Here is a 21,078-nt window from a genome sequence, read left to right on the forward strand (position 1 = left end):
GCAGGATTTATGCAGTCTTACGTAGGTCTTTACGCAGAATTTTGCCTACGTTAGATTTCGGTAATTCATCCATAAATTCCACATAACGTGGGCGTTTATAACCGGTCAGGTTTTCTTTCGCAAATGCCAGAACTTCTTCAGTCGTCAATGAAGGATCTTTCTTCACAACAAACAATTTTGGCACTTCACCTGATTTTTCATCTGGTACACCAATTGCAGCCACTTCCAGTACTTTTGGATGTTTCGCAACGACTTCTTCAATTTCAGAAGGATAAACGTTGAAGCCAGAGACCAGAATCATGTCTTTCTTACGGTCAACGATTTTGATATAACCACGTGAATCCATAACACCGATATCACCAGTACGGAAGAAGCCATTTACCATCACTTTATCGGTTTCATCCGGACGGTTCCAATAGCCTTTCATCACTTGAGGACCACGGATTGAGATTTCACCCTGCTCACCGAGTGCAACTTCATTACCGTCATCATCAAGAATACCAACTTCAGTTGAAGGTAACGGAATACCAATCGTACCGCTGAATTCTTCAGATGCTGGTGGGTTTGCAGTTGCCACTGGAGAAGTTTCAGACAGGCCATAACCTTCAATGATGTTAGTGCCAGTAATTTTCTTCCAAGCTTCTGCAGTAGAAGGCAGAACAGCCATACCACCGCCCATCGCCATTTTTAAACGGCTATGATCCAGTTGCTTGAACTCTTCGTTGTTTACAAGCGCATTAAACAGCGTGTTCACAGCAGGGAAGAATGTTGGCTGGTATTTACGTAATTCTTTCATCACCGCAGGCAGGTCACGCGGATTTGGAATCAGAACGTTCGCCTGACCTTTATACATGCCGTAAAGTGCACAGACCATGAAAGCAAAGATGTGATAAAGCGGTAAAGCACAGAAAATACGGTCATCTGGCTGGCCATCTTGCGCACCGAATTTGCTCTGGAAGATACCGTCACACTGCAACAGATTAGCAACCAGGTTACGATGGGTCAGTTCAGCACCTTTAGAAACACCAGTAGTACCACCTGTGTACTGAAGTACAGCAGTATCACTTAAAGTCAATTCAGGGCGTTTATAGTTGCTTGGGTTAACTTTATTCAGGGCTGCATTGAACTTGATGTGACCTGGAATATCCCATGCCGGAATCTGCTTACGTACTGAACGTAATACAAAGTTCACCAAAGTACCTTTTAAAGCACCCAGCATGTCACCCACAGAAGCAACCACGACGTGCTTCACAGGTGTTTTGCCAATAATTGACTGATAAACGCTTGCAAAATTCTCAATAATGACTAGAACTTCAGCGCCAGAATCTTTTAACTGATGCTCAAGCTCACGTGATGTATACAGTGGATTTACATTCACCAGTACTAAACCAGCGCGGAACACCCCCAATGCTACGACTGGATACTGAAGAACGTTTGGCATCATTACGGCAACACGTGTGCCTTTTGCCAGACCCAAACTTTGTAAATATGCTGCGAATTTACGACTAGCTTCTTCCAACTCATTGAACGTTAAAGTCTTATCCATAAAGATAAAGGCATCACGTGAGCCAAATTTTTGGAAATTGCGTTCAAAAATATCAACCAGAGATGTATTTTCTGCTGGTAATTCTACAGTTTCTGGAATCCCTGTTTTTTGGTATTCAGCGAACCAAATTTTTTCCATAATGCCAATCTCTCCAATCATAATCCTTAGTAGTTCAACTGTTTTTTTCAATGCTGCACGTCATTTTTTAGACTTGTATATGTGCAACATTGCATCCATTTGTCGAATCGTTACTCATATATAACGTATTTCGATTCATGGATGCTAGTATTATCTTTGAATCAACAGTTTATTTGCTTTTTGATATCCACGTGGTAACAGGGTTCCTTTAGAGCCTCGTTTCCCAATATATTTTTGCAGGTCATCCCCTTTAAGTTTTAATTGTTGCTGTCCTGCAAGCACTTGAATTGTTTCATCAAGTTTCAATATTGTCATAAATAAAATTTGATCTTTATCTTCAAGTTGTATCAATTTATTACCTTTACCTTTATTGAGTACAGGTAATTCCGACAGATCAATAACCAGTAGACGGCCAGCTGAACTGAGTAGTGCAACATGAGTTGCATCTTCCAGTGGCTGCAAGTTCATGACCTGCGCGCCTTCAGATAGATTCAAGAAAGCCTTACCTGCTTTGGCATTGGTATCCAGCTGCTTGGCCTGGGTTTTAAATCCATAACCTTTACTGCTGACTGCCAGGATTTCCGCATCATCTTCAGCGACCAACACCTGCTTGAAGCCTACCCCGCTTGCCGGAGACAGTTTTGAACTCAATGGTTCACCAAGTCCTCGTGCCGATGGCAGGCTATTGATTGGCAAGCCATAGCTACGGCCACTATCGTCTAATACATAGACGCGTTGATTAGACTTACCTTGGGCATGACTAAGGTATTGATCGCCCGCACGGAAATTCAGATTTTCAGCATCCACTTCATGCCCTTTGGCACAGCGAATCCAGCCCGCTTCAGACAGTACTACCGTTACAGGATCCGCTGGCAGCATTTCAGTTTCATCAATTGCAGCGGCTTCGGCACGTTGTACGATTGGAGAACGGCGATCATCCCCAAATTTCTTGGCATCTTCTTTTAGTTCATTGATGATCAAGGTTTTTAAAGACTCAGGATTCGCCAGCTGTTCACGAATCACCGCAGCTTTGGCTTCCAGCTCTTCCTGTTCGCGGCGCAGTTCCATTTCTTCGAGTTTGGCCAGATGACGCAGCTTGAGTTCTAAAATGGCTTCGGCCTGAATCTCATCAATACCGAACCGTTCCATCAACACCGGTTTAGGCTGATCTTCCTCACGAATAATCCGAATCACTTCATCAATATTTAGGTAAGCAATGATCAAACCGCCGAGAATATGCAGGCGTTTTTCGATCTTGTTCAGATGATATTGCAGACGGCGAGTAACAGTAGTCTTACGGATTTCGATCCATTCCAGCAGAATACGACGAATCGATTTCACTTGTGGACGGCCATCCGCACCAATCATGTTCATATTGACGCGATAGCTGGATTCGAGATCAGTAGTCGCAAACAGGTGGCTCATTACTGCTTCCGCATCAATACGGTTCGAACGCAGTACCACCACTAAACGTGTTGGATTCTCATGATCCGATTCATCACGAACATCAGTGACCAACGGCAATTTTTTCACCTGCATTTGATCTGCAATCTGGCTGATGATTTTTGAACCGGATACCTGATACGGCAATTCGGTAATCACGATTTCATTTTTATCAATGGTATATACCGCACGCATGCGATAGCTGCCACGACCTGTCGTCTGAATTTTAAGCAGCTCTGATGGTGGCGTGATGATTTCTGCTTTGGTCGGTAAATCCGGTCCCGGAATGTATTCTGCCATTTTGGCATCGGTCAGGTTCGGATTACGGATCAGGGCGATAGTACCTTTCACCACTTCGCGCAAGTTGTGCGGCGGAATATCGGTCGCCATCCCCACAGCAATCCCTGTGGTACCATTTAACAGGATATTGGGAACACGTGCCGGCAAGTTGATCGGTTCTTTCATCGAACCATCAAAGTTATCCTGCCAGTCACAGGTACCCTGTCCTAGTTCGGATAAAAGCAGTTCGCTATATTGCGACAGTTTGGCTTCGGTATAACGCATCGCCGCGAAGGATTTAGGATCATCCGGTGAACCCCAGTTGCCCTGTCCTTCAATAAATGGATAGCGATAACTGAATGGCTGCGCCATCAGGACCATGGCTTCATAACAAGCCGAGTCACCATGTGGGTGGTATTTACCCAGTACATCCCCGACAGTACGTGCCGATTTTTTCGGTTTACTGGTCCATTTCAGACCCAGTTCACTCATGGCATAGACAATACGGCGCTGTACCGGTTTCAAACCGTCACTGATATGTGGCAATGCACGATCCATAATCACGTACATGGCATAATTTAAATAAGCTTGTTCGGTAAATTCGGCTACGGAACGGTTTTCTGTCGCATGATGCGCAAGGCTTGTCATAACAACCTATAATCCTAAAATTCGTTTTTGTATCAATGTTTCTTATGCTAAGTCGCGGCTGTGTGCTGCACAAGGGCAGTAAACTACACAGCGCGACAAATCGTGTCTTATGGGCTAAAAATATCCACTTTATAGCAGCTGAGCAACTAAAAAATCACCAACCTTATAAACCCATGGATTCTAGCGTCTTGCCCTTGGTCTCTTCACCCAGAACTAAAATGACCACAGCTACTGCGATTAATACTGCAGTAAACATGGTAAAGACGTAACTGAAACCATTTGGCATCCCCATCAAATGGGTTACGGCAAAAGGTGCAGCAATCCCGCCAATACGGCCAATTGCACCGGCCCAGCCTGAACCAAAAGCACGGATATTGGTTGGATACTGTTCTGGTGTATAGGTATAAAGAACGCCCCATGCTCCCAGATTAAAGAAGGACATCAGACAACCCCAGATCACGATCTCGGTGACACTACCGGACTGGCCAAAGAAATAAGCAGAGATGGCACACATGCCAATAAAGCCAGCTAAAGTTGCCTTACGACCGAGTTTTTCGACCAGCCATGCTGCCGCAATATAACCCGGCAATTGCGCCAGAATCATAACTAGGACGTATTCAAACGACTGCACGATGGTATAGCCTTCCTTGACCAGAAGGCTTGGTAACCAGGTAAAAATACCATAATAGGAGAAAACGATTCCAAACCAGATCAGCCACAGCATCAAGGTTCGGCGGGCAAAAATACCACTCCAGAGCTGGGTAAACGAGATATTCTGCTTGGCAGCCACGGGTTTAACTTCAAAGATTTCCATGACTTCGACGCCGCATTTGCGCTCAATCTTTTTGACCAGAGCCTGCGCTTGATCTATCCGGCCACGATTGATCAGATACGGCACCGACTCAGGCACCAGTTTCCAGATTACGATGGCATACAATGCCGGTATCCCGCCAATCATGAATGCAGCTTGCCAGCCAAAATCAGGAATCACAAAACGTGACACCAGTGCAGCCACCAGCCAGCCCAAGCCCCAGAAACTTTCCAGCAGCACAATGAAACGACCACGTACCCGTGCCGGGATATATTCACTGACCAGAGTCACCGCAACCGGCAACTGCCCCCCTAATCCCAGACCGACAATAAAACGGAATACCAGTAACCAGGTCAGATTCGGCGCAAAGGCACAGGCAGCAGTCGCCAGACTATAAATCACCAGCGTACTGGCAAATACCGTTTTACGTCCCCAGCGATCTGCCAGTCCACCTGAGAAAATCGCCCCGATCGCCATACCGATAAAACCGATCGAAACCACCCAGCTTTTCTGGTCAGCGGTCATCTGCCAGTCTTCAGCCATTTTCGCCAGAATAAAGGAAATCAATCCCGTATCCATGGCATCAAACATCCATCCAAGACCAATCACCCATAAAAGAGTGTAGTGGAACTTGCCGATCGGCAAGCGCTGTATCCGAGAAACTAAATCCATAACAAAAATCTCTGATCAGGTGAAAAGGGAGATGCTGCTGTCCCAACAGGAGGTTTGATTTTTTATTTTTTTATACTACGAATACGTACGCCTGCGGGAAGTTTTCCCTCCCGCAGTTACCATAATTCATATCAAGATTCGTCTTTGGATGAAGCGGACTGTTCGTCATCATCCTTATAGATAAACTTTGGCATTTCCAGACCGAAATAGATTGCAATCAGACGCAAGCTAAAGCCAAAAATTAAGGTAGAAATAATGGTCAGTTCGAGTGACAGACCGAAATTGCTGCAGAGCCAGTAGAAAATAACTGCAACAAAGGAAATACTGGCATACAGTTCACGGCGGAAGACTAAGGGCACATCATTACATAAAATGTCACGTAAAATACCGCCCGATACTCCGGTCAGAACGCCAGCGACCGCACTGACTACAAAGCCATGGCCCATCTCTAGCGCAATCTGGCAGCCAATGATAGTAAAGCCAATCAGGCCCAAGGCATCCAGTACCAGGAAGATATTGCGTAAATGACGCATCCATTTGGCAATCAGGATGGTGACAAAGGCGGCACAACAGGTCAGCACCAGATATTCCGGGTGTTTGACCCACGTCAAGGGATAATGGCCAAGCAGTACATCACGTACCGAACCACCACCGAGCGCCGTGACACAGGCAATGATCGTAACCCCGAACCAGTCCATACTACGCCGACCGGCAGACAAAGCTCCGGTCATGGCTTCAGCGGTAATTGCAATAATATAGATGACGGTCAGTAACATCGCCCTGCTTCCACCTGAGGCTATGAGATGGCGGCTATTCTAAGCTAAATCTATGTGAAAATTATAAAAAATGCGCACAACATTGCTTAAATTTTTTCCCGGAGCCACAGATGCACGGCTGTTTCATTGTAAACTGTTGATCTGTCGTTGGATCTAGAAAGTACCAGCGATTCTCGAACTTTACAAAATGTGAAATTTCATGATGAATCTGGGCCTGCTTGCCATCGTGATAATGTGCTTTGAACTCGACCAGCGCATGGGTCTTGTCCAGCTTTTCATTGGCCTGCACGATTTCCAACTTCAGCCATTGATTGGTTCTACTCCATTCAGCAATGGCTGGCATGTCCAAAGCCTGCTGCTGTCCACGGGCAGTAGTCTGCTGGATATAATCAATTTCATGCTTGGCAAAGGCACTATACCGCGAGCGCATTAATTGTTCGGCGTTTTGAGCCAATTGCTGGCCCTGATGTAGTGGCTGGCAACAGCTTGCATATTCACCTCGTCCACATGGACATGCTTCTGACATATTGATTCCATAAAAAATAGCCCGACAATGCGGGCTATTTTAGCAAAATTTTAGCTTTACCCTTCGGGCGTTGAATTAGTCTTTCCGGTTCGCTGGGGCAATAATATGCACCTTATCAATCTTGTGGCCGTCCATAGTAACCACCTCAAAGATATAATCATCTGCTTCGAGCTTTTCGCCATTTTCCGGCAAGCGTCCCAGATGGAACAGGATATAACCCGACAAAGTCGAATATTCTTCCGTTTCATTGACCAGATCACGATCCAGAAGCAGTGACACATGGCGAATATCGGTTGAACCATCCAGAATCAGGCTGCCATCTTCCAGGCTCTCTACGGCTGCTTCTAGCTGATCTTCATCCGGGAATTCACCGGCAATCGCTTCCAATACATCAATCGGTGTCGCTACACCTTCGATCGAACCATATTCATTCAATACCAGGGCCATTTGTAGCGGTGCCTGACGTAGCTGATCCATGACCATCAAGACCTGAGCATTTTCATGCACAATCACTGGTTCACGCAGATGTTTTTCGAAGTCCAAAATACCTGTTTCGATGTATTCATTCAGGACTTTATGGGTTAGCACGACCCCAGCAATATTGTCCAGTTCACCACGCGCCACAATCAAACGTGAATGACTCATATGCAATAACTGCTCTTTGATGCTGGCAGGATCATCTTCCAGATCAATCCATTCCAGTTCAGGACGTGGTGTCATCACCGATTTCACCGGACGTTCTGATAGACCCAGTACGCCCTGCACCATGACGCTATGGTAGACCCCACTTTCGTCGTCATCAAAGACTTCATCAGCAAAGGCACGCGTCGCCAGTACATCTTCCGGCTCAGAAGAATCATTGTCCTGAGCCGGTTTCCCGCCCAGCATACGCATTACGGCAGACGCAGTACGGTAACGCATATCAGTCGTGGTGACCATTTTTTCCTGATTGCGTTTCATGGTCTGGTTAATGAACTCGACAATTACCGAGAAACCAATCGCGGCATATAGATAGCCTTTTGGAATATGGAAACCGAAGCCTTCAACCACCAGCGAGAAACCAATCATCATCAGGAAGCCCAGACAGAGAATCACTACTGTCGGGTGCTTGTTGACGAAATCCATGAGAGCTTTAGAAGCCCACAACATGATACCGACCGCAATAATCACCGCGATCATCATCACAGACAGGTCTTTGACCATACCGACTGCAGTAATCACACTATCGAGCGAGAATACGGCGTCCAGTACCACGATCTGCACAATCACCATCCAGAACACCGCCTGAACCGGATTTTCTTCCTTGGTTACAGGTTTAGCTTCCAGACGCTCATGCAATTCCATGGTGCCTTTAAACAGCAGGAATACACCACCGAATAATAAGATCAGGTCGCGTCCTGAAAATGGATGCTCAAAGATATGGAATAGCGGTTCGGTAAGCGTTACGACCCAGGCAATCGATGCCAGTAACACCAGTCGCATTAACAGCGCTAAACCCAGACCGGTAATACGCGCCGCATTACGCTGTTCGGGTGGAAGTTTTTCAGCCAGAATTGCAATAAAGACCAAGTTATCGATCCCGAGTACAATTTCAAGAACAATCAGTGTGAGTAAGCCAATCCAGGCAGAGGGATCTGACATCCATTCAAAAATCATCGCATCTGCTCCTCTACCCCAGGAGAAAGGCAAGTATTTGCATGATGAGATACAGGTTGATACCCGACTTGAATTAAAGACTTGATAATGTGACGTTTTATTAAATTAAAGCGCCAACTTCGACTACCCATGTGAGTTCTATTGTAGTAAGACAGACTTTCAGTATATCAAGAACACCATGAAATTCACCTGTTTTCATCCGGGATTATGGATGAATTTGAATGAAATATTTTGTCCTAAAATGAGGCCGACTCATGGAATTGTCATATTTGTTAACTAAGTTATAGTAAGTAGATAAAAAAATGATAAGGTGAAAAAAATAAATGCAAAGTGTAATGAAAATGACCGATTATTTTAATGATAACTCCCCAAAAACAACACGCCCGCTAGTGGCTTTATACTGTGGCTCTCGTGCCGGCAACAAACCGATTTATCTGGAAAAAGCGATTCAACTTTCTCAAGGTCTGGCCGAACATGGTTTTGGTCTGGTCTATGGCGGCGCCAGTATTGGTCTGATGGGTCAGGTGGCAGACACCATGATTCAACATGGCGGTGAAGCAGTGGGCGTGATTCCGGAATTTATGCTGGATTATGAGATTGCTCATCCTCAGCTGACTGAACTGCATATCGTCACCAGCATGCATCAGCGTAAGGCCATGATGGCAGACCGGGCCTGTGCCTTTGTCGCCTTGCCGGGTGGATTGGGAACCTTTGAAGAAATTCTGGAAATTGCAACCTGGGGTCAGCTGAACCAGCATCAAAAACCGATGATGCTGTATAACGTCAATGGTTTTTATAATCCACTGATTGCCCAGCTTGATCTTGCCGTGCAGGAAGGCTTCTTGCCACCCCAGCATCGGGCTAAACTGATTGTCTGTGAACATGCAGATCAGATTTATACCACCTTGCTGAATCTGGATGCTCCGCAACGTTTTGTAGTTTAAATTTTCTTGTCTGCTTTAGATACCAATGATTTAAAGCCATGAAAAAAGCGAGCTTGATGCTCGCTTTTTTCATTTATATACAAAGATATTAACCGGAAATCGTGTGATAGAACCAAGGCAAAGTCGTCGCCAGGAACACACTAATGGCTAGGCCAAACATTAGTTTCATCGCGTCTTTGCTGACATTCCGTGAAGTACGGTGTTTATTGACTTCAGTCACTAGCATCGAAATCGCAAATTCACGACCAGCCAATAACCCCAAGAATACCCAAGTGGTACTCATCGGGATGTTACTCCACTCTTTGAACACCAGCAGAATCAGCGCATAGATAAAGTCGATAATCGTAGCAGAACGGACATCGGTGACCCCAGTCTTGGTATCGACAATATTCTGGATAGCTCCACCACGTTGGTAAAGAATCATGCCCAGCAGGATGACAAAGACAGAAATGGCAAAGATCAGGAACTCAAACGGCACCTGACGCGGCACATACACAAAGATATTGGCCAAATCCTGGATCAGCCACTGGCTCCACAGAAATGCCGTAGATAACCATTGCAAGGCCATCCACATCGGAGAATGTTGCTGATCGCGGGTTTCACTGAAATAGACCGCGAGTTTTTTCATGACCAGACGATAGATCACAATCGCCACAAAGAAAGCGACAGCGTAGCCCATCATTGACTTGGTCAGCATGGAACCCAGACTGCTCGGGGAGAAGATTGTGAGCACCAAGAAAGTAGTACTCACCGGAATACCATATTTAGTCAAAATAATCAGTAAAAGAGGCGGTACCACATATAGCCAGGTGACCCCATCTTCAGGGAAAGGAATGGTTTCCAGACGTCCATAAGAGGCATCCCCTACTCCAGAGGCAAACCAGCCATAAATTAACACCACAACCAGAATAGTACTGATGTAAATCCAGAGTACCCACCATGGGCGATGTGAGTTCGATGAAATAAATGTTCCTAATGTTTGCGGAACATCATTCCCCACGATGGAATAGGCGGCCAAACAGAAGCCAACTACCATCAGAATCTCGATGGTCATAAGTACAAAACCTTTTACTAGACAGTTCCCAGTACAGCAGCTCTGGAAGTTTGCCCCAGATTATGACGGTTTTATTTCATTTTCATGACATTTCTGTCATATTTTTTGTAGCCTGCTCCTTACAAAGAAGCTTGAAGTGTTCCAAAAATGACCTATTTATGAATCCGTATAAGTTTGAGATGTTCACAGTATAGAAATATATCTTTTACCCTTTCTCTTCAATAACTGAAATCAGGCTGTGAATTCATTAGCATTTTGTCTACACGACTCCTATTCACAATCGTTTTTATTTCAGTCACACTGCTGCATAGATTTCTTTAAACTATTCAAAATATATGATTTTTTAAATCCATGAATGTCACGCCTACGCATCAATCCCTACAACCTGAATTCAGACTGCTGGTCTTGCTGGTATCGATTGGCTTTTTCATGCAGGGCCTCGATACCACGATTATCAATACGGCCTTACCTGCGATTGCCAGTAATCTGCAGGAAGATCCGCTACGGATGCATAGTGTGGTGGTGGCCTATGTGCTTTCTGTGGCAGCCTGCATTCCCTTGAGTGGCTGGCTGGCAGATCGCTTTGGGGTTCGAAATATCTATTTTGCAGCGATCATTATTTTTGCTCTGGCCTCACTCGGCTGTGCTTGGTCTGAGAATCTGAATGAACTGCTGGTTTATCGGGTATTTCAAGGTATTGGTGGTGCTTTGCTGCTTCCAGTCGGACGACTGGCCATGCTGAAAATCATTCCTCGTACCCAGTTTTTGTCCGCCATGAGCCTGATGAGTCTGGCTGGATTGATGGGTCCTCTGATCGGTCCGACCTTAGGTGGCTGGATGGTGGAGTATCTATCCTGGCACTGGATTTTCCTGATCAATCTGCCAATTGGTCTGCTGGGTGCATTGATTACCTTTAAAGCTATGCCGAATATCACTGAACCGACAGTACAGCGATTTGATTTTGGCGGTTTTATTCTGCTGGTCATTGCGATGATTGGTTTGTGTCTGGGGATCGAAAACTTTGCCAATCTACAATATCCCCTCTGGTGGAGCTTAAGTCTGGTCGGAAGTGGCCTGATTGCCTCACTCATCTACGCCTACCACTCGCATACTCATCTGAACGCGCTTTTTCGCAGTAAATTATTTAAAAATAAAATTTATTCGATTGGCATTCTAGGTAACTTCTTTGCCCGACTCGGCGGCAACTCGATTCCGTTTTTATTGCCTTTAATGTTGCAGGTCGCTTTTGGTTTCGAACCTTTTATTACCGGTTTACTGATGATTCCAACGGTACTCGGTTCTTTAGCATCTAAGCCGATTATCCGCAAAATCATTCAGCGTTTCGGTTATCGTAGAGTCTTGTTGATCAATACTTTGCTGGTCGGTCTGTGTATCGCCAGTTTTGCCTTAACTACGGCGGAAACCCCAATCTGGCTAAGAGCCATTCATTTCTTTGTGTTCGGGATTCTGAATTCGCTGCAATTTGTCTCAATGAATACGCTGACTTTAAAAGATTTAAGCCAGCAGGATGCCAGCAGCGGCAACAGTTTCCTGTCGATTATCATGATGCTGTCGATGAGTATCGGGGTGGCACTGGCAGGTACGCTAGTGAATATGTTTAGTGCCTACTTCGGCTCTGAGCAGCTGGATAATGCCTTCCACGTTTCGCTGCTCTGTCTGGGCTGTATTAACATTATTGCTGCCTATATTTTCTGGCATATCCCCAAAAACACGCCAGTCTAGGGCAAAATATAGACTCGATATGAATATCCGTAAATCAGGCCATTATTCACAATGAAAGCAGCTTCCACCTCTAGCAACTGGAAAAAATACTCAGTGATTGCAGTCGGGCTGCTGATTACACTTGTGGTGACGACTGTGCTTTATCTGCTGGTTTTCAAACAGCCGTCAGCGCATGCAGCAGATTATCCGATTCATGGTTTCGATGTTTCTCATCATCAGAAAGAAATAGACTGGAAGAAAATACCAAAACAGAAATATAAATTTGTCTATTTAAAATCTACAGAAGGCGGTGATTTTAAAGATATCAAGTTTCAGGAATACTGGCTGCAGGCCCGCGAACAGGGCTTTCTGGTCGGTGCTTATCATTTTTATCGGCTTTGCCGCGATGGCAATATTCAGGCTCAGAATTTTATAGAGTCGGTTCCGCGTAAAATGGATGCCCTGCCCCCTGTCATGGATCTGGAATATGACAGCAAATGCATCAATCACTATTCCAAAGAGCAGCTGCTCAAGGAAATTCGGGTCATGCATGATGCCTTAAAACAGCATTATGGCAAGCAGCCGATTTTCTATGTGTCGAAATCTTTTTATAACATTGTGCTGGCGGGAGAGTTTGCTGACGTACCGCTCTGGGTACGTGAGTACCAAGGTTTGCCAGATTTAAAGGATCAGCCTAAATGGACCTTCTGGCAGCATACCAGTCAGGGCGAAATTCCCGGCATTGCCCGTACTGTGGATCTGAATGTGTTTTATGGCTCGGAGCAGGACTGGATCAAATTTTTACAGCAGAACAGTATTCCCACCCAAGATTAGCTCAAGCCTCCGGCCAAGAAATAAACCCTATTTCTCCCTGATTCAACCATAAAATGGATATTGAATCCTTTAGGCAGGATATGCTTCATATTGAATAATGCTTTAGCTTGTTTACTTATTAATCTGGTCTCTTCCCAATCCAGCTAAAGCCACTTAAGATATTGGATATGCGCAAAATTATTCATATCGATATGGATGCTTTCTACGCCTCGGTCGAGCTGCGTGAACGTCCGGAGCTGAAAACTTTGCCTGTGGTGATTGCCTCACATCATCCCCGGGCAGTAGTGGCGGCTGCCTCCTATCCGGCCCGCGAGTTCGGACTACGTTCTGCCATGCCGATGACTCAAGCACGTAAGCTCTGCCCTCAGGTCATTGTGATTGAACCGGATTTTGCCAAATACCGTCAGGTCTCTGCGCAGATTCACCAAATTTTTCAAATTTATACTAAGGTCATCGAACCGCTTTCACTAGATGAAGCTTATCTGGATGTCACCGAAAATTTACAGCAGATTCCGAGTGCCACTGAAGTAGCAATGTGCATTCGTGAAGATATTTTTCAAACTACTGGACTAACCGCTTCTGCCGGCGTGGCCCCGAATAAATTTCTCGCTAAAATCGCCTCCGACTGGCATAAACCGAATGGAATCTGTGTTATCAAACCTTCACAAATACAGCGTTTTATTCAGGATCTTCCTCTGAAGAAAATTCCCGGTGTAGGCAAAGTCACTCAAGAAAAACTAAAAAGTTTGAATCTGGAAACCTTGGGAGATTTACAGCAGATTGAAGAAGCAATCCTGATTCAGCATTTTGGCAAATATGGACGGCGTCTTTTTCTTTATGCTCAAGGCATTGATGATCGGCCAGTCGAAGCTGAACGGGAACGCCAGCAGATTTCCAAGGAAACGACTTTCGATGATGATCTGTATTTACCGCAATGCCAACCTTACTGGCAGCCATTAATTGCCCAGCTCTGGCAGAGCCTGGAAAAAAAGCAGCTCTCTGCCCGCGGGGTTACTGTGAAACTGAGAATGAAAAATTTTCAGACCATGCAGCATAGTAAAAGCTTCAGCCAGTTGCTGCGTAGCCCGCAAGAACTGGAGCAGGCTTTACACTTACTGCTTCAAGAGATGCATATTACTCCTCAACTGCAATTTCGGCTGATTGGGCTTGGCGTTTATCAGCTCGCTGCACGTGAAACAGAAACACAATTGCTGCTGCTTTAGGCCTATTTTGTACAAGTATTAGACGTTAGTTTAAAAATACGGCAACTTTGTTTTTACATTTTGAATTTTTGGAGTACTCTATCTGCGCAATGCATTATCCATGTATGTGCTGAGATGCTGAAAATCACCTTTACTTTCAGCATACTGTCCTGTGATTGGCGTGACGATCAAATCCGAATATTACAGGGCAACTCTGATGTATCTCATGGAATCCCTCCCTGCATGTCCTCTGTAAATTCTTCTGTTATTCAAGAACGACGCGCGCGTAAAGCGGCGTTATCCAGCTTTGTTGGTGCTGTTGTCGACTGGTATGATTTTCTCCTTTACGGCATTGTTGCAGCCTTAATTTTTAAAGACCAGTTTTTCCCCAGCATTGGTGCCAATATGGGCACCTTGGCGGCACTAGCGACCTTTGGTGTTGGCTTTCTGTTTCGCCCTCTAGGCGGTGTGGTATTTGGTCATTTCGGCGACAAGCTCGGCCGCAAGAAAATGCTAGTTCTGACTGTGGTGCTGATGGGGATTTCTACCGTCGGGATTGGTTTTTTACCTAATTTCGAAGCTATTGGCTGGTGGGCACCGGTTTTACTGGTGACACTGCGTGCCATTCAAGGCTTTGCAGTCGGCGGTGAATGGGGTGGTGCTGCCCTGATGGCGGTGGAAAATGCCCCTAAAGGCAAAAAAGCCTTTTATAGCAGTGGCGTTCAGGTCGGCTATGGCGTAGGTCTGGTACTGGCAACGGGTGCAGTATCGATCATTATTGCTACACTGGGTGAAGAGGCTTTTGCTGAATGGGCTTGGCGGATTCCATTTATTGCCAGTATCGTACTGATCGGAATTGCGATGTGGATTCGCCGTGATCAGGATGAATCCCAAGAATTCGTAGAGAAAGTGATTAAGGCAGATCATCATCCAGAAAAACTGCCGATTTTGCAAGCCATCAGCAAACATCCGAAAGCCTTTTTCTATATTATTGCCTTACGTTTGACCGAACTGCTGACCATGTATCTGGTCACCAACTTTGCCCTGAACTATTCCACCAACAACCTGGGCATGGACAAACAGTTCTTCCTTAATATCACCCTGATGGTTGGTGCGATTAGCTGTTTCAGTATTCCTTTCTTTGCTTGGCTATCCGATAAAATTCAGCATAAAACTATGTGTGTTTGGGGTGGCCTGATCGGTGCACTGTCTGCCTTTCCGTTCTTTATGGCACTGGATGCACAAAATACCTGGATGATTATTGTCGGTGCCATTCTACTGGCCAATGTCGCGCATGACATGGTGGTCAGCGTGCATCAACCGATTTTTACCTCGCTATTTGGTACGGAATACCGCTATAGCGGTGCCGGAGTCGGTTATCAGGTCGCCAGTATTATTGGCGGTGGTTTTACCCCAATGATTGCAGCCTCCTTAGTGATTTGGGGTGATGGTTCATGGCATTATGTAGCCATCTATCTTGCGATAGGCTGCCTATTGACTGCATTAGTCGCAGCCTTGATGCCAAAAACCAAGGATTAAGCTGATGTCTGTTCAACGTTTGCATGTTTCACAACGCTTTTCTGAGATCGCCATTGCCGGCAATCTGGTTCATCTTGCCGGCCAGCTGGCGACAGATCTGGATCTAGATATCAAAGGTCAAACCCAGCAGACACTGGATATTATCGATCAGTTCCTGGCGGATGCCGGTACCGATAAAAGCCAGATCATGTCTGTGACGATTTATCTCAAAGATATTGAAAAAGATTATGCAGCGTTTAATGAAGTCTGGGATGCCTGGGTATCGGATATTCAAGCCCTGCCCCGCACCTGTGTCGAAGCTAAACTGTATGATCCACGCGTGTTAGTGGAACTGACTGTCGTAGCCGTCAAACCTGAATAGACTTCTATTCAGGCCTAATTGCTACTCATCTAAAATAGAAAAAAGTATGCACTTGGCATACTTTTTTCATTTAGGTTCTATCAGCTTAATGCTTTGACTTTACGTCGTTCCAAATCTGAATAGAGATGATATTTTTTGAGATCATTCACAGCAGTAAATCTCTGGTCTTTACTGGAATGCTCCTGCTCACGCAGGAAATCTCCTCGTAACTGATAATATTCCGGTACATCTTCATAGCGAATGACCCGATAACCGGCCATAGTCAACAAGGCATCCTGAAATTGTGCCTGCTGTGGACGTTTTAAAATCACCGGATCATCGACGGCTACAATGGCAACAATCTGGTATTGCTGATCCAGAATCACAAAATCTGCAATCAGATCACGATACTTGTGCCGGGTACGACCAAATTTGGTGGTAAGTAGTGCATCATAAGAAACATGTGCCAGTACAATGTAATTTGGCAACACTTCTTTAAGGCGTATAAACGTCAGTTGTTCATTTGGATTAAAAATAGCGCGCTGTTTTAAGGCACTGTCTTGTGGTTTTGGGCTATTCCTTAGCTGCTTCCATGCCATGAGCACGACACAGAACACCAAGAAACTCCCTATAATCATATAGGTGGTCATGACTCAATCCTTGCATTCTTATAATCATTCTTGCTTTTGTTGTTATCCAGTATAAACCCATACTATTTTTAAAATTGCCCTGCTACCATTCTGTGTAGAGACCAATACAATTCGTAGCAAAACTTGATTGCCGGTTACTTAAAAACCGCTTTTTGCTATTTCAATAGAAATTAGGGTTAAATCCTTATACGCGACTGTAAAATAGTCTCCTGATAGATCGCAATATAAATCGGTTGAACTGTAAGACAATTCCGACTAAGTGTTATTTTTATATCATTTTTCAAAAATTTAAATCGACTAAAAATAAAATATTTTACACTTTAATTGAGAACCCAAAAGCTGCATCAATAAAGTCTGAACATAAAAAAAGACACCGAAGTGTCTTTTTTATCAGCTTAATCAAGCACGTGATTTTGGCTTTGATTTTCCTTTCGGTTTAGGGCCACCGAATGGCTTTTTCGCATCACCGGTTTCACGCGGTGGCAGACCGGTATGCTGGGTCAGAATCTGGCCTTTTTTCGGACGATTATTCTGAGCTTGGCCTCTATTACCTGGATTACCGGTACGTTTCTGTGAATCGCCCGCAACCGTCGAGTTCTTCTTACGTGCAGACTGGTATTGCCCATCTGTACCTGCAGGTTGATAGGTTGGAATCAGATGCTGCTTCGAGTTACCAATCAAGTCCTGACGCCCCATTTCCTTCAAGGCTTCACGCAATAAAGGCCAGTTGTTTGGATCATGGTAACGCAAGAAAGCTTTATGCAGGCGACGACGCTTTTCACCTTTCACGATGTCCACATCTTCAGTATAACGCGCGACTTTCGCCAGCGGGTTTTTACCGGTGTAGTACATGGTGGTTGCAGTCGCCATCGGTGACGGATAGAAAGTCTGTACCTGATCGGCACGGAAACCATTCTTTTTCAACCAGATCGCCAAATTCATCATGTCGTAATCCGTAGTTCCCGGATGCGCCGCGATGAAGTAAGGAATCAGATACTGTTCCTTACCGGCTTCCTTACTGAAACGGTCAAACATCTGCTTGAAGCGGTCATACGTCCCGATCCCCGGTTTCATCATCTTGGATAATGGACCTTTCTCGGTATGCTCCGGTGCAATCTTCAGATAACCACCCACGTGATGGGTGACCAGCTCTCTAACATATTCCGGATTCAATACAGCAAGGTCATAACGCAGACCAGAACCGATCAGAATCTTTTTAATACCCGGTAAAGCACGTGCCTTACGATACAACTGAGTCAACGGTGCATGGTCGGTATGCAGATTTTGACACACACCCGGGAACACACAAGACGGCTTACGACAGTTCTTTTCAATCTCAGGGTCCTTACATGCCAAACGGTACATATTGGCTGTTGGACCACCTAAGTCAGAAATAATCCCTGTGAAGCCCGGTGCGGTATCACGAATTTTTTCCACTTCACGCAGAATCGATTCTTCCGAACGGTTCTGAATAATACGACCTTCATGCTCTGTGATTGAACAGAAAGTACAACCACCGAAACAGCCACGCATGATGTTCACCGAGAACTTGATCATGTCAAAGGCTGGGAAACGTGCATTACCGTATGATGGATGCGGTAGACGTGCATATGGCAGGTCAAACACATAGTCCATTTCTTCCGTGGTTAACGGAATTGGCGGTGGGTTTAACCACACATCGCGCTCACCATGTTTTTGGACTAAGGCACGCGCATTCCCTGGGTTAGTTTCCAGATGCAGAATACGGTTCGCATGCGCATACAGCACAGGATCATTCGCGACTTCTTCAAAAGAAGGCAAACGAATCACTGCTAATTCACGTGGTGGTAATTTATGTTTAATCGCTTTAGATGCCGGTTGTAGCTGCACGATTTGCGTATCTGGGTCCAGGTTATCCCCTTCACGCACGATTGGATTCGCTACGATTTCTTTCTGGAAATTCTGATATTGGCTTAAGCTGTTGCCTTTATCTTTTTCGATTTCACAACCATCAATATCTTCGCTCATTACATACGGGTTGATGATCGGATCGACACGGCCAATGGTATCGACATCATTGGATGCGATTTCGACAAACTGGGCTTTTGCTGCACGATTATGTTTATTAATAATAAATGCGGTACCACGAACATCGGTAATCTGATGAATCTTTTCACCCTTGGCCAGACGATGCATAATTTCAATGATCGAGCGTTCGCCATTACCGTACATCAACAGATCCGCTTTAGAATCCATCAGAATCGAACGACGAACTTTATCTGACCAATAGTCATAATGCGCGATACGACGCAATGAACCTTCAATCCCTCCAAGCAATACCGGCACATCCGGGAAAGCTTCACGACAACGTTGGCAATAGACGGTTGCTGCGCGGTCTGGACGTTTATTCGGCTGGTTATCTGGAGAATAGGCATCATCTGAACGGATCTTACGATCCGCCGTATAACGGTTAATCATCGAGTCCATATTACCGGCAGACACACCCCAGGCAATATTTGGCTTACCAAGTACACGGAAGGCTTCTACATTGGTCCAGTCAGGTTGGGCAATAATCCCGACGCGGAAACCTTGTGCTTCGAGCACACGTCCAATAATGCCTGTCACAAATGACGGGTGGTCAATATACGCATCACCGCAGACAAAAATAAAGTCACAGCTGTCCCAACCGAGTTGGTCCATTTCCTCGCGTGACATCGGCAAAAAAGGCGCGGGTTCAAAACATGACGCCCAATATTTGTCGTAATCAAACAACGCTTTAGGCGCAGTCTGAGCGGTATAAGCAGTAGACATGGCTAGCAATTCTCGGCTGGCAGATGGAAGATCAGGAAAGTGATCAAAGATGAAAGCCGAGTATTTTAGCATGAATTCAGCTTAGGTTGCTTGATTATAATTTATACGAAAACAGCTTTAAGACCTTTATTAGGAATATATACTTATCCTGATTTTGAAGAATCATTTATAGGTTTTAAACGCTGTGCCATCAGCAAGCCTAATCCTAAAATAATAGCGATAAATACACTTAGTCCTAACCATCCGGCATTTTCCCAGACTAGTCCACTCGAACTTCCAAGTAAGCTTGAACCGAGGTAGTAACAGAACAAATAAAGGGACGAACCTACCGCACGATACTGTAAGGATTGCACCGATACCCAGCTACTAGCAGTTGAATGAGCCGCAAAAAAGGAAAAGGTAAAAATCAGCAAACCAATAAAAACCAAAGCCAAGTTATCAATCAACATTAAGGCTAAGCCGAACAGCATGGTACAAAGCATGGCGGCAAGCACCTTATAACGTCCAAACTTTCTGCTCCAAGCTGCGGCTCGTGGAGAGCTATAAATTCCGGCCAGATAAGTAATCGAAATCAACCCTATCCAGACATGAGACAGTTCAAATGGTGGTTGAATCAAACGATAACTTAAATAGTTAAATACCGACACAAAGCCCCCCATCAGGATAAAGCCCTGTAAAAACAGAATTCTTAATTTAGGATCACTCAGATTCTGCTGAAATGCTCTGATAAAACGACTGAATTGTATTGGATAAGCTTTAAAATGCCTGGACTTCGGTAATAGAAAATAAAAAGTTGTCGCGATACATAGATTCAGCAATCCAATAATCAAAGTCGCGGATTGCCAGGAAATAAAATCGACCAATGTTCCAGCAATCAATCGACCACTCATACCACCAATCGCAGTCCCGGAAATATACAGTCCCATGGCAAAGCCCACATCCTGCTCCGCCACTTCCTCTCCGATATAAGTCATCGCCACGGCTGCCACGCCACTGACCGTGAGACCTATTAACACTCGTGTTGTTAAAAATATAGACCAGATAGGTAATAAAGCACTGAGTAATAATAAGACTGATACAGAGAATAAAGACCAAACCATAATTGGTTTACGGCCAAAACGGTCTGAAATAAGTCCTGTAAAAATCAGGCCAATAGCTAAGGCAATGGTAGAGAAGGAAAGTGGAAAACTACTTTGTGTTGGAGAGATATGAAAATAATCCGCCAGAATCGGCATCATTGGCTGGACACAATACAGCGATGAGAAAATCGCAAAACCCGCCAGAAATAAGGAGAATAAAATAGCTTTAAAAGCAGATGAACCATATTCGATATGGCTTGAAGATGAATTTGAGGACATATCCGCTCCTTAGACCGGTTCAGTATAAGCCTCCCAAGTTTATTTTTATGTGATATTTTAGTCGAAATAGCACATAAATAACATTTATTTGACTAAATCCTTCCCATAAAAAAAGCCCTCTGCGTAAGCAGAGGGCTTTTGGAATAATGA

General features: G+C 44.9%; 16 protein-coding genes. 6 read left to right on the forward strand and 10 right to left on the reverse strand.

Annotated features, from left to right (window positions below; translation table 11 throughout):
* Window positions 1–7 precede the first annotated feature (7 nt).
* The 6 genes from RJ01_RS01205 to RJ01_RS01230 form a co-directional block, all read right to left on the reverse strand.
* Complete coding sequence (locus RJ01_RS01205) at window positions 8–1,684, reverse strand: AMP-binding protein (protein ID WP_034169814.1); 1,677 nt, start codon at window positions 1,682–1,684, stop codon at window positions 8–10.
* A 150-nt stretch (window positions 1,685–1,834) separates the two neighbouring features.
* On the reverse strand, window positions 1,835–4,054 hold the full coding sequence (parC, locus tag RJ01_RS01210; protein ID WP_034169792.1) for a DNA topoisomerase IV subunit A: 2,220 nt from the start codon (window positions 4,052–4,054) through the stop codon (window positions 1,835–1,837).
* A gap of 163 nt (window positions 4,055–4,217) precedes the next feature.
* Window positions 4,218–5,537, reverse strand: a complete 1,320-nt coding sequence (locus RJ01_RS01215) for an MFS transporter (RefSeq protein ID WP_034169793.1) — start codon at window positions 5,535–5,537, stop codon at window positions 4,218–4,220.
* A 131-nt stretch (window positions 5,538–5,668) separates the two neighbouring features.
* Complete coding sequence (locus RJ01_RS01220; RefSeq protein WP_034169794.1) at window positions 5,669–6,313, reverse strand: trimeric intracellular cation channel family protein; 645 nt, start codon at window positions 6,311–6,313, stop codon at window positions 5,669–5,671.
* A 61-nt stretch (window positions 6,314–6,374) separates the two neighbouring features.
* Window positions 6,375–6,839 (reverse strand): YchJ family protein, encoded by a 465-nt coding sequence (locus RJ01_RS01225; protein ID WP_034169795.1) that lies wholly within the window; start codon window positions 6,837–6,839, stop codon window positions 6,375–6,377.
* 75 nt (window positions 6,840–6,914) lie between these two features.
* The gene (locus RJ01_RS01230; RefSeq protein ID WP_034169796.1) at window positions 6,915–8,495 is read right to left on the reverse strand and encodes a TerC family protein; all 1,581 of its coding nucleotides are present in this window, start codon (window positions 8,493–8,495) and stop codon (window positions 6,915–6,917) included.
* Between the two features lie 323 nt (window positions 8,496–8,818).
* On the opposite strand from RJ01_RS01230, the gene RJ01_RS01235 reads away from it, so the two are divergent.
* Window positions 8,819–9,439 (forward strand): TIGR00730 family Rossman fold protein, encoded by a 621-nt coding sequence (locus tag RJ01_RS01235; protein ID WP_004787380.1) that lies wholly within the window; start codon window positions 8,819–8,821, stop codon window positions 9,437–9,439.
* Window positions 9,440–9,527: 88 nt separating this feature from the next.
* Here the strand turns inward: RJ01_RS01235 and RJ01_RS01240 are convergent, their stop codons facing one another.
* Window positions 9,528–10,493: a hypothetical protein gene (locus tag RJ01_RS01240; RefSeq protein WP_034169797.1), complete on the reverse strand. Its 966-nt coding sequence runs from the start codon at window positions 10,491–10,493 to the stop codon at window positions 9,528–9,530.
* Window positions 10,494–10,844: 351 nt separating this feature from the next.
* Here RJ01_RS01240 and mdtD point away from each other — a divergent pair, with 351 nt between their 5' ends.
* From mdtD to RJ01_RS01265, 5 genes are all read left to right on the forward strand, one after another.
* Entirely contained in the window at window positions 10,845–12,236 is a 1,392-nt protein-coding gene (gene mdtD / locus RJ01_RS01245) for a multidrug transporter subunit MdtD (RefSeq protein ID WP_034169798.1), read from the forward strand.
* A 51-nt stretch (window positions 12,237–12,287) separates the two neighbouring features.
* The gene (locus RJ01_RS01250; protein WP_034169799.1) at window positions 12,288–13,049 is read left to right on the forward strand and encodes a GH25 family lysozyme; all 762 of its coding nucleotides are present in this window, start codon (window positions 12,288–12,290) and stop codon (window positions 13,047–13,049) included.
* 167 nt (window positions 13,050–13,216) lie between these two features.
* Complete coding sequence (gene dinB, locus RJ01_RS01255) at window positions 13,217–14,272, forward strand: DNA polymerase IV (protein ID WP_004787388.1); 1,056 nt, start codon at window positions 13,217–13,219, stop codon at window positions 14,270–14,272.
* A gap of 222 nt (window positions 14,273–14,494) precedes the next feature.
* A complete protein-coding gene (gene shiA, locus RJ01_RS01260; RefSeq protein ID WP_005233437.1) occupies window positions 14,495–15,790 on the forward strand; it encodes a shikimate transporter in 1,296 nt (431 codons plus the stop codon).
* 4 nt (window positions 15,791–15,794) lie between these two features.
* A complete protein-coding gene (locus tag RJ01_RS01265; protein ID WP_005233436.1) occupies window positions 15,795–16,151 on the forward strand; it encodes a RidA family protein in 357 nt (118 codons plus the stop codon).
* Between the two features lie 80 nt (window positions 16,152–16,231).
* Here RJ01_RS01265 and RJ01_RS01270 read toward each other — a convergent pair whose 3' ends face one another.
* From RJ01_RS01270 to RJ01_RS01280, 3 genes are all read right to left on the reverse strand, one after another.
* A complete protein-coding gene (locus RJ01_RS01270) occupies window positions 16,232–16,780 on the reverse strand; it encodes a DUF2726 domain-containing protein (RefSeq protein ID WP_034169800.1) in 549 nt (182 codons plus the stop codon).
* Window positions 16,781–17,179: 399 nt separating this feature from the next.
* Window positions 17,180–19,570 (reverse strand): YgiQ family radical SAM protein, encoded by a 2,391-nt coding sequence (locus RJ01_RS01275; RefSeq protein ID WP_034169815.1) that lies wholly within the window; start codon window positions 19,568–19,570, stop codon window positions 17,180–17,182.
* 143 nt (window positions 19,571–19,713) lie between these two features.
* Window positions 19,714–20,928: an MFS transporter gene (locus RJ01_RS01280; protein ID WP_005233431.1), complete on the reverse strand. Its 1,215-nt coding sequence runs from the start codon at window positions 20,926–20,928 to the stop codon at window positions 19,714–19,716.
* Between the last annotated feature and the right edge of the window lie 150 nt (window positions 20,929–21,078).

The sequence above is a fragment of the Acinetobacter sp. YZS-X1-1 genome (assembly GCF_000804305.1).
GTDB classification, from domain to species: Bacteria; Pseudomonadota; Gammaproteobacteria; order Pseudomonadales; family Moraxellaceae; genus Acinetobacter; species Acinetobacter variabilis.

Bases quoted from the DNA above. Each gene is read 5' to 3' on its own strand.
- RJ01_RS01205 (WP_034169814.1), bottom strand. From the start codon at position 1,684: ATGGAAAAAATTTGGTTCGCTGAATACCAAAAAACAGGGATTCCAGAA.
- parC (WP_034169792.1), bottom strand. From the start codon at position 4,054: ATGACAAGCCTTGCGCATCATGCGACAGAAAACCGTTCCGTAGCCGAA.
- RJ01_RS01215 (WP_034169793.1), bottom strand. From the start codon at position 5,537: ATGGATTTAGTTTCTCGGATACAGCGCTTGCCGATCGGCAAGTTCCAC.
- RJ01_RS01220 (WP_034169794.1), bottom strand. From the start codon at position 6,313: ATGTTACTGACCGTCATCTATATTATTGCAATTACCGCTGAAGCCATG.
- RJ01_RS01225 (WP_034169795.1), bottom strand. From the start codon at position 6,839: ATGTCAGAAGCATGTCCATGTGGACGAGGTGAATATGCAAGCTGTTGC.
- RJ01_RS01230 (WP_034169796.1), bottom strand. From the start codon at position 8,495: ATGATTTTTGAATGGATGTCAGATCCCTCTGCCTGGATTGGCTTACTC.
- RJ01_RS01235 (WP_004787380.1), top strand. From the start codon at position 8,819: ATGCAAAGTGTAATGAAAATGACCGATTATTTTAATGATAACTCCCCA.
- RJ01_RS01240 (WP_034169797.1), bottom strand. From the start codon at position 10,493: ATGACCATCGAGATTCTGATGGTAGTTGGCTTCTGTTTGGCCGCCTAT.
- mdtD (WP_034169798.1), top strand. From the start codon at position 10,845: ATGAATGTCACGCCTACGCATCAATCCCTACAACCTGAATTCAGACTG.
- RJ01_RS01250 (WP_034169799.1), top strand. From the start codon at position 12,288: ATGAAAGCAGCTTCCACCTCTAGCAACTGGAAAAAATACTCAGTGATT.
- dinB (WP_004787388.1), top strand. From the start codon at position 13,217: ATGCGCAAAATTATTCATATCGATATGGATGCTTTCTACGCCTCGGTC.
- shiA (WP_005233437.1), top strand. From the start codon at position 14,495: ATGTCCTCTGTAAATTCTTCTGTTATTCAAGAACGACGCGCGCGTAAA.
- RJ01_RS01265 (WP_005233436.1), top strand. From the start codon at position 15,795: ATGTCTGTTCAACGTTTGCATGTTTCACAACGCTTTTCTGAGATCGCC.
- RJ01_RS01270 (WP_034169800.1), bottom strand. From the start codon at position 16,780: ATGACCACCTATATGATTATAGGGAGTTTCTTGGTGTTCTGTGTCGTG.
- RJ01_RS01275 (WP_034169815.1), bottom strand. From the start codon at position 19,570: ATGTCTACTGCTTATACCGCTCAGACTGCGCCTAAAGCGTTGTTTGAT.
- RJ01_RS01280 (WP_005233431.1), bottom strand. From the start codon at position 20,928: ATGTCCTCAAATTCATCTTCAAGCCATATCGAATATGGTTCATCTGCT.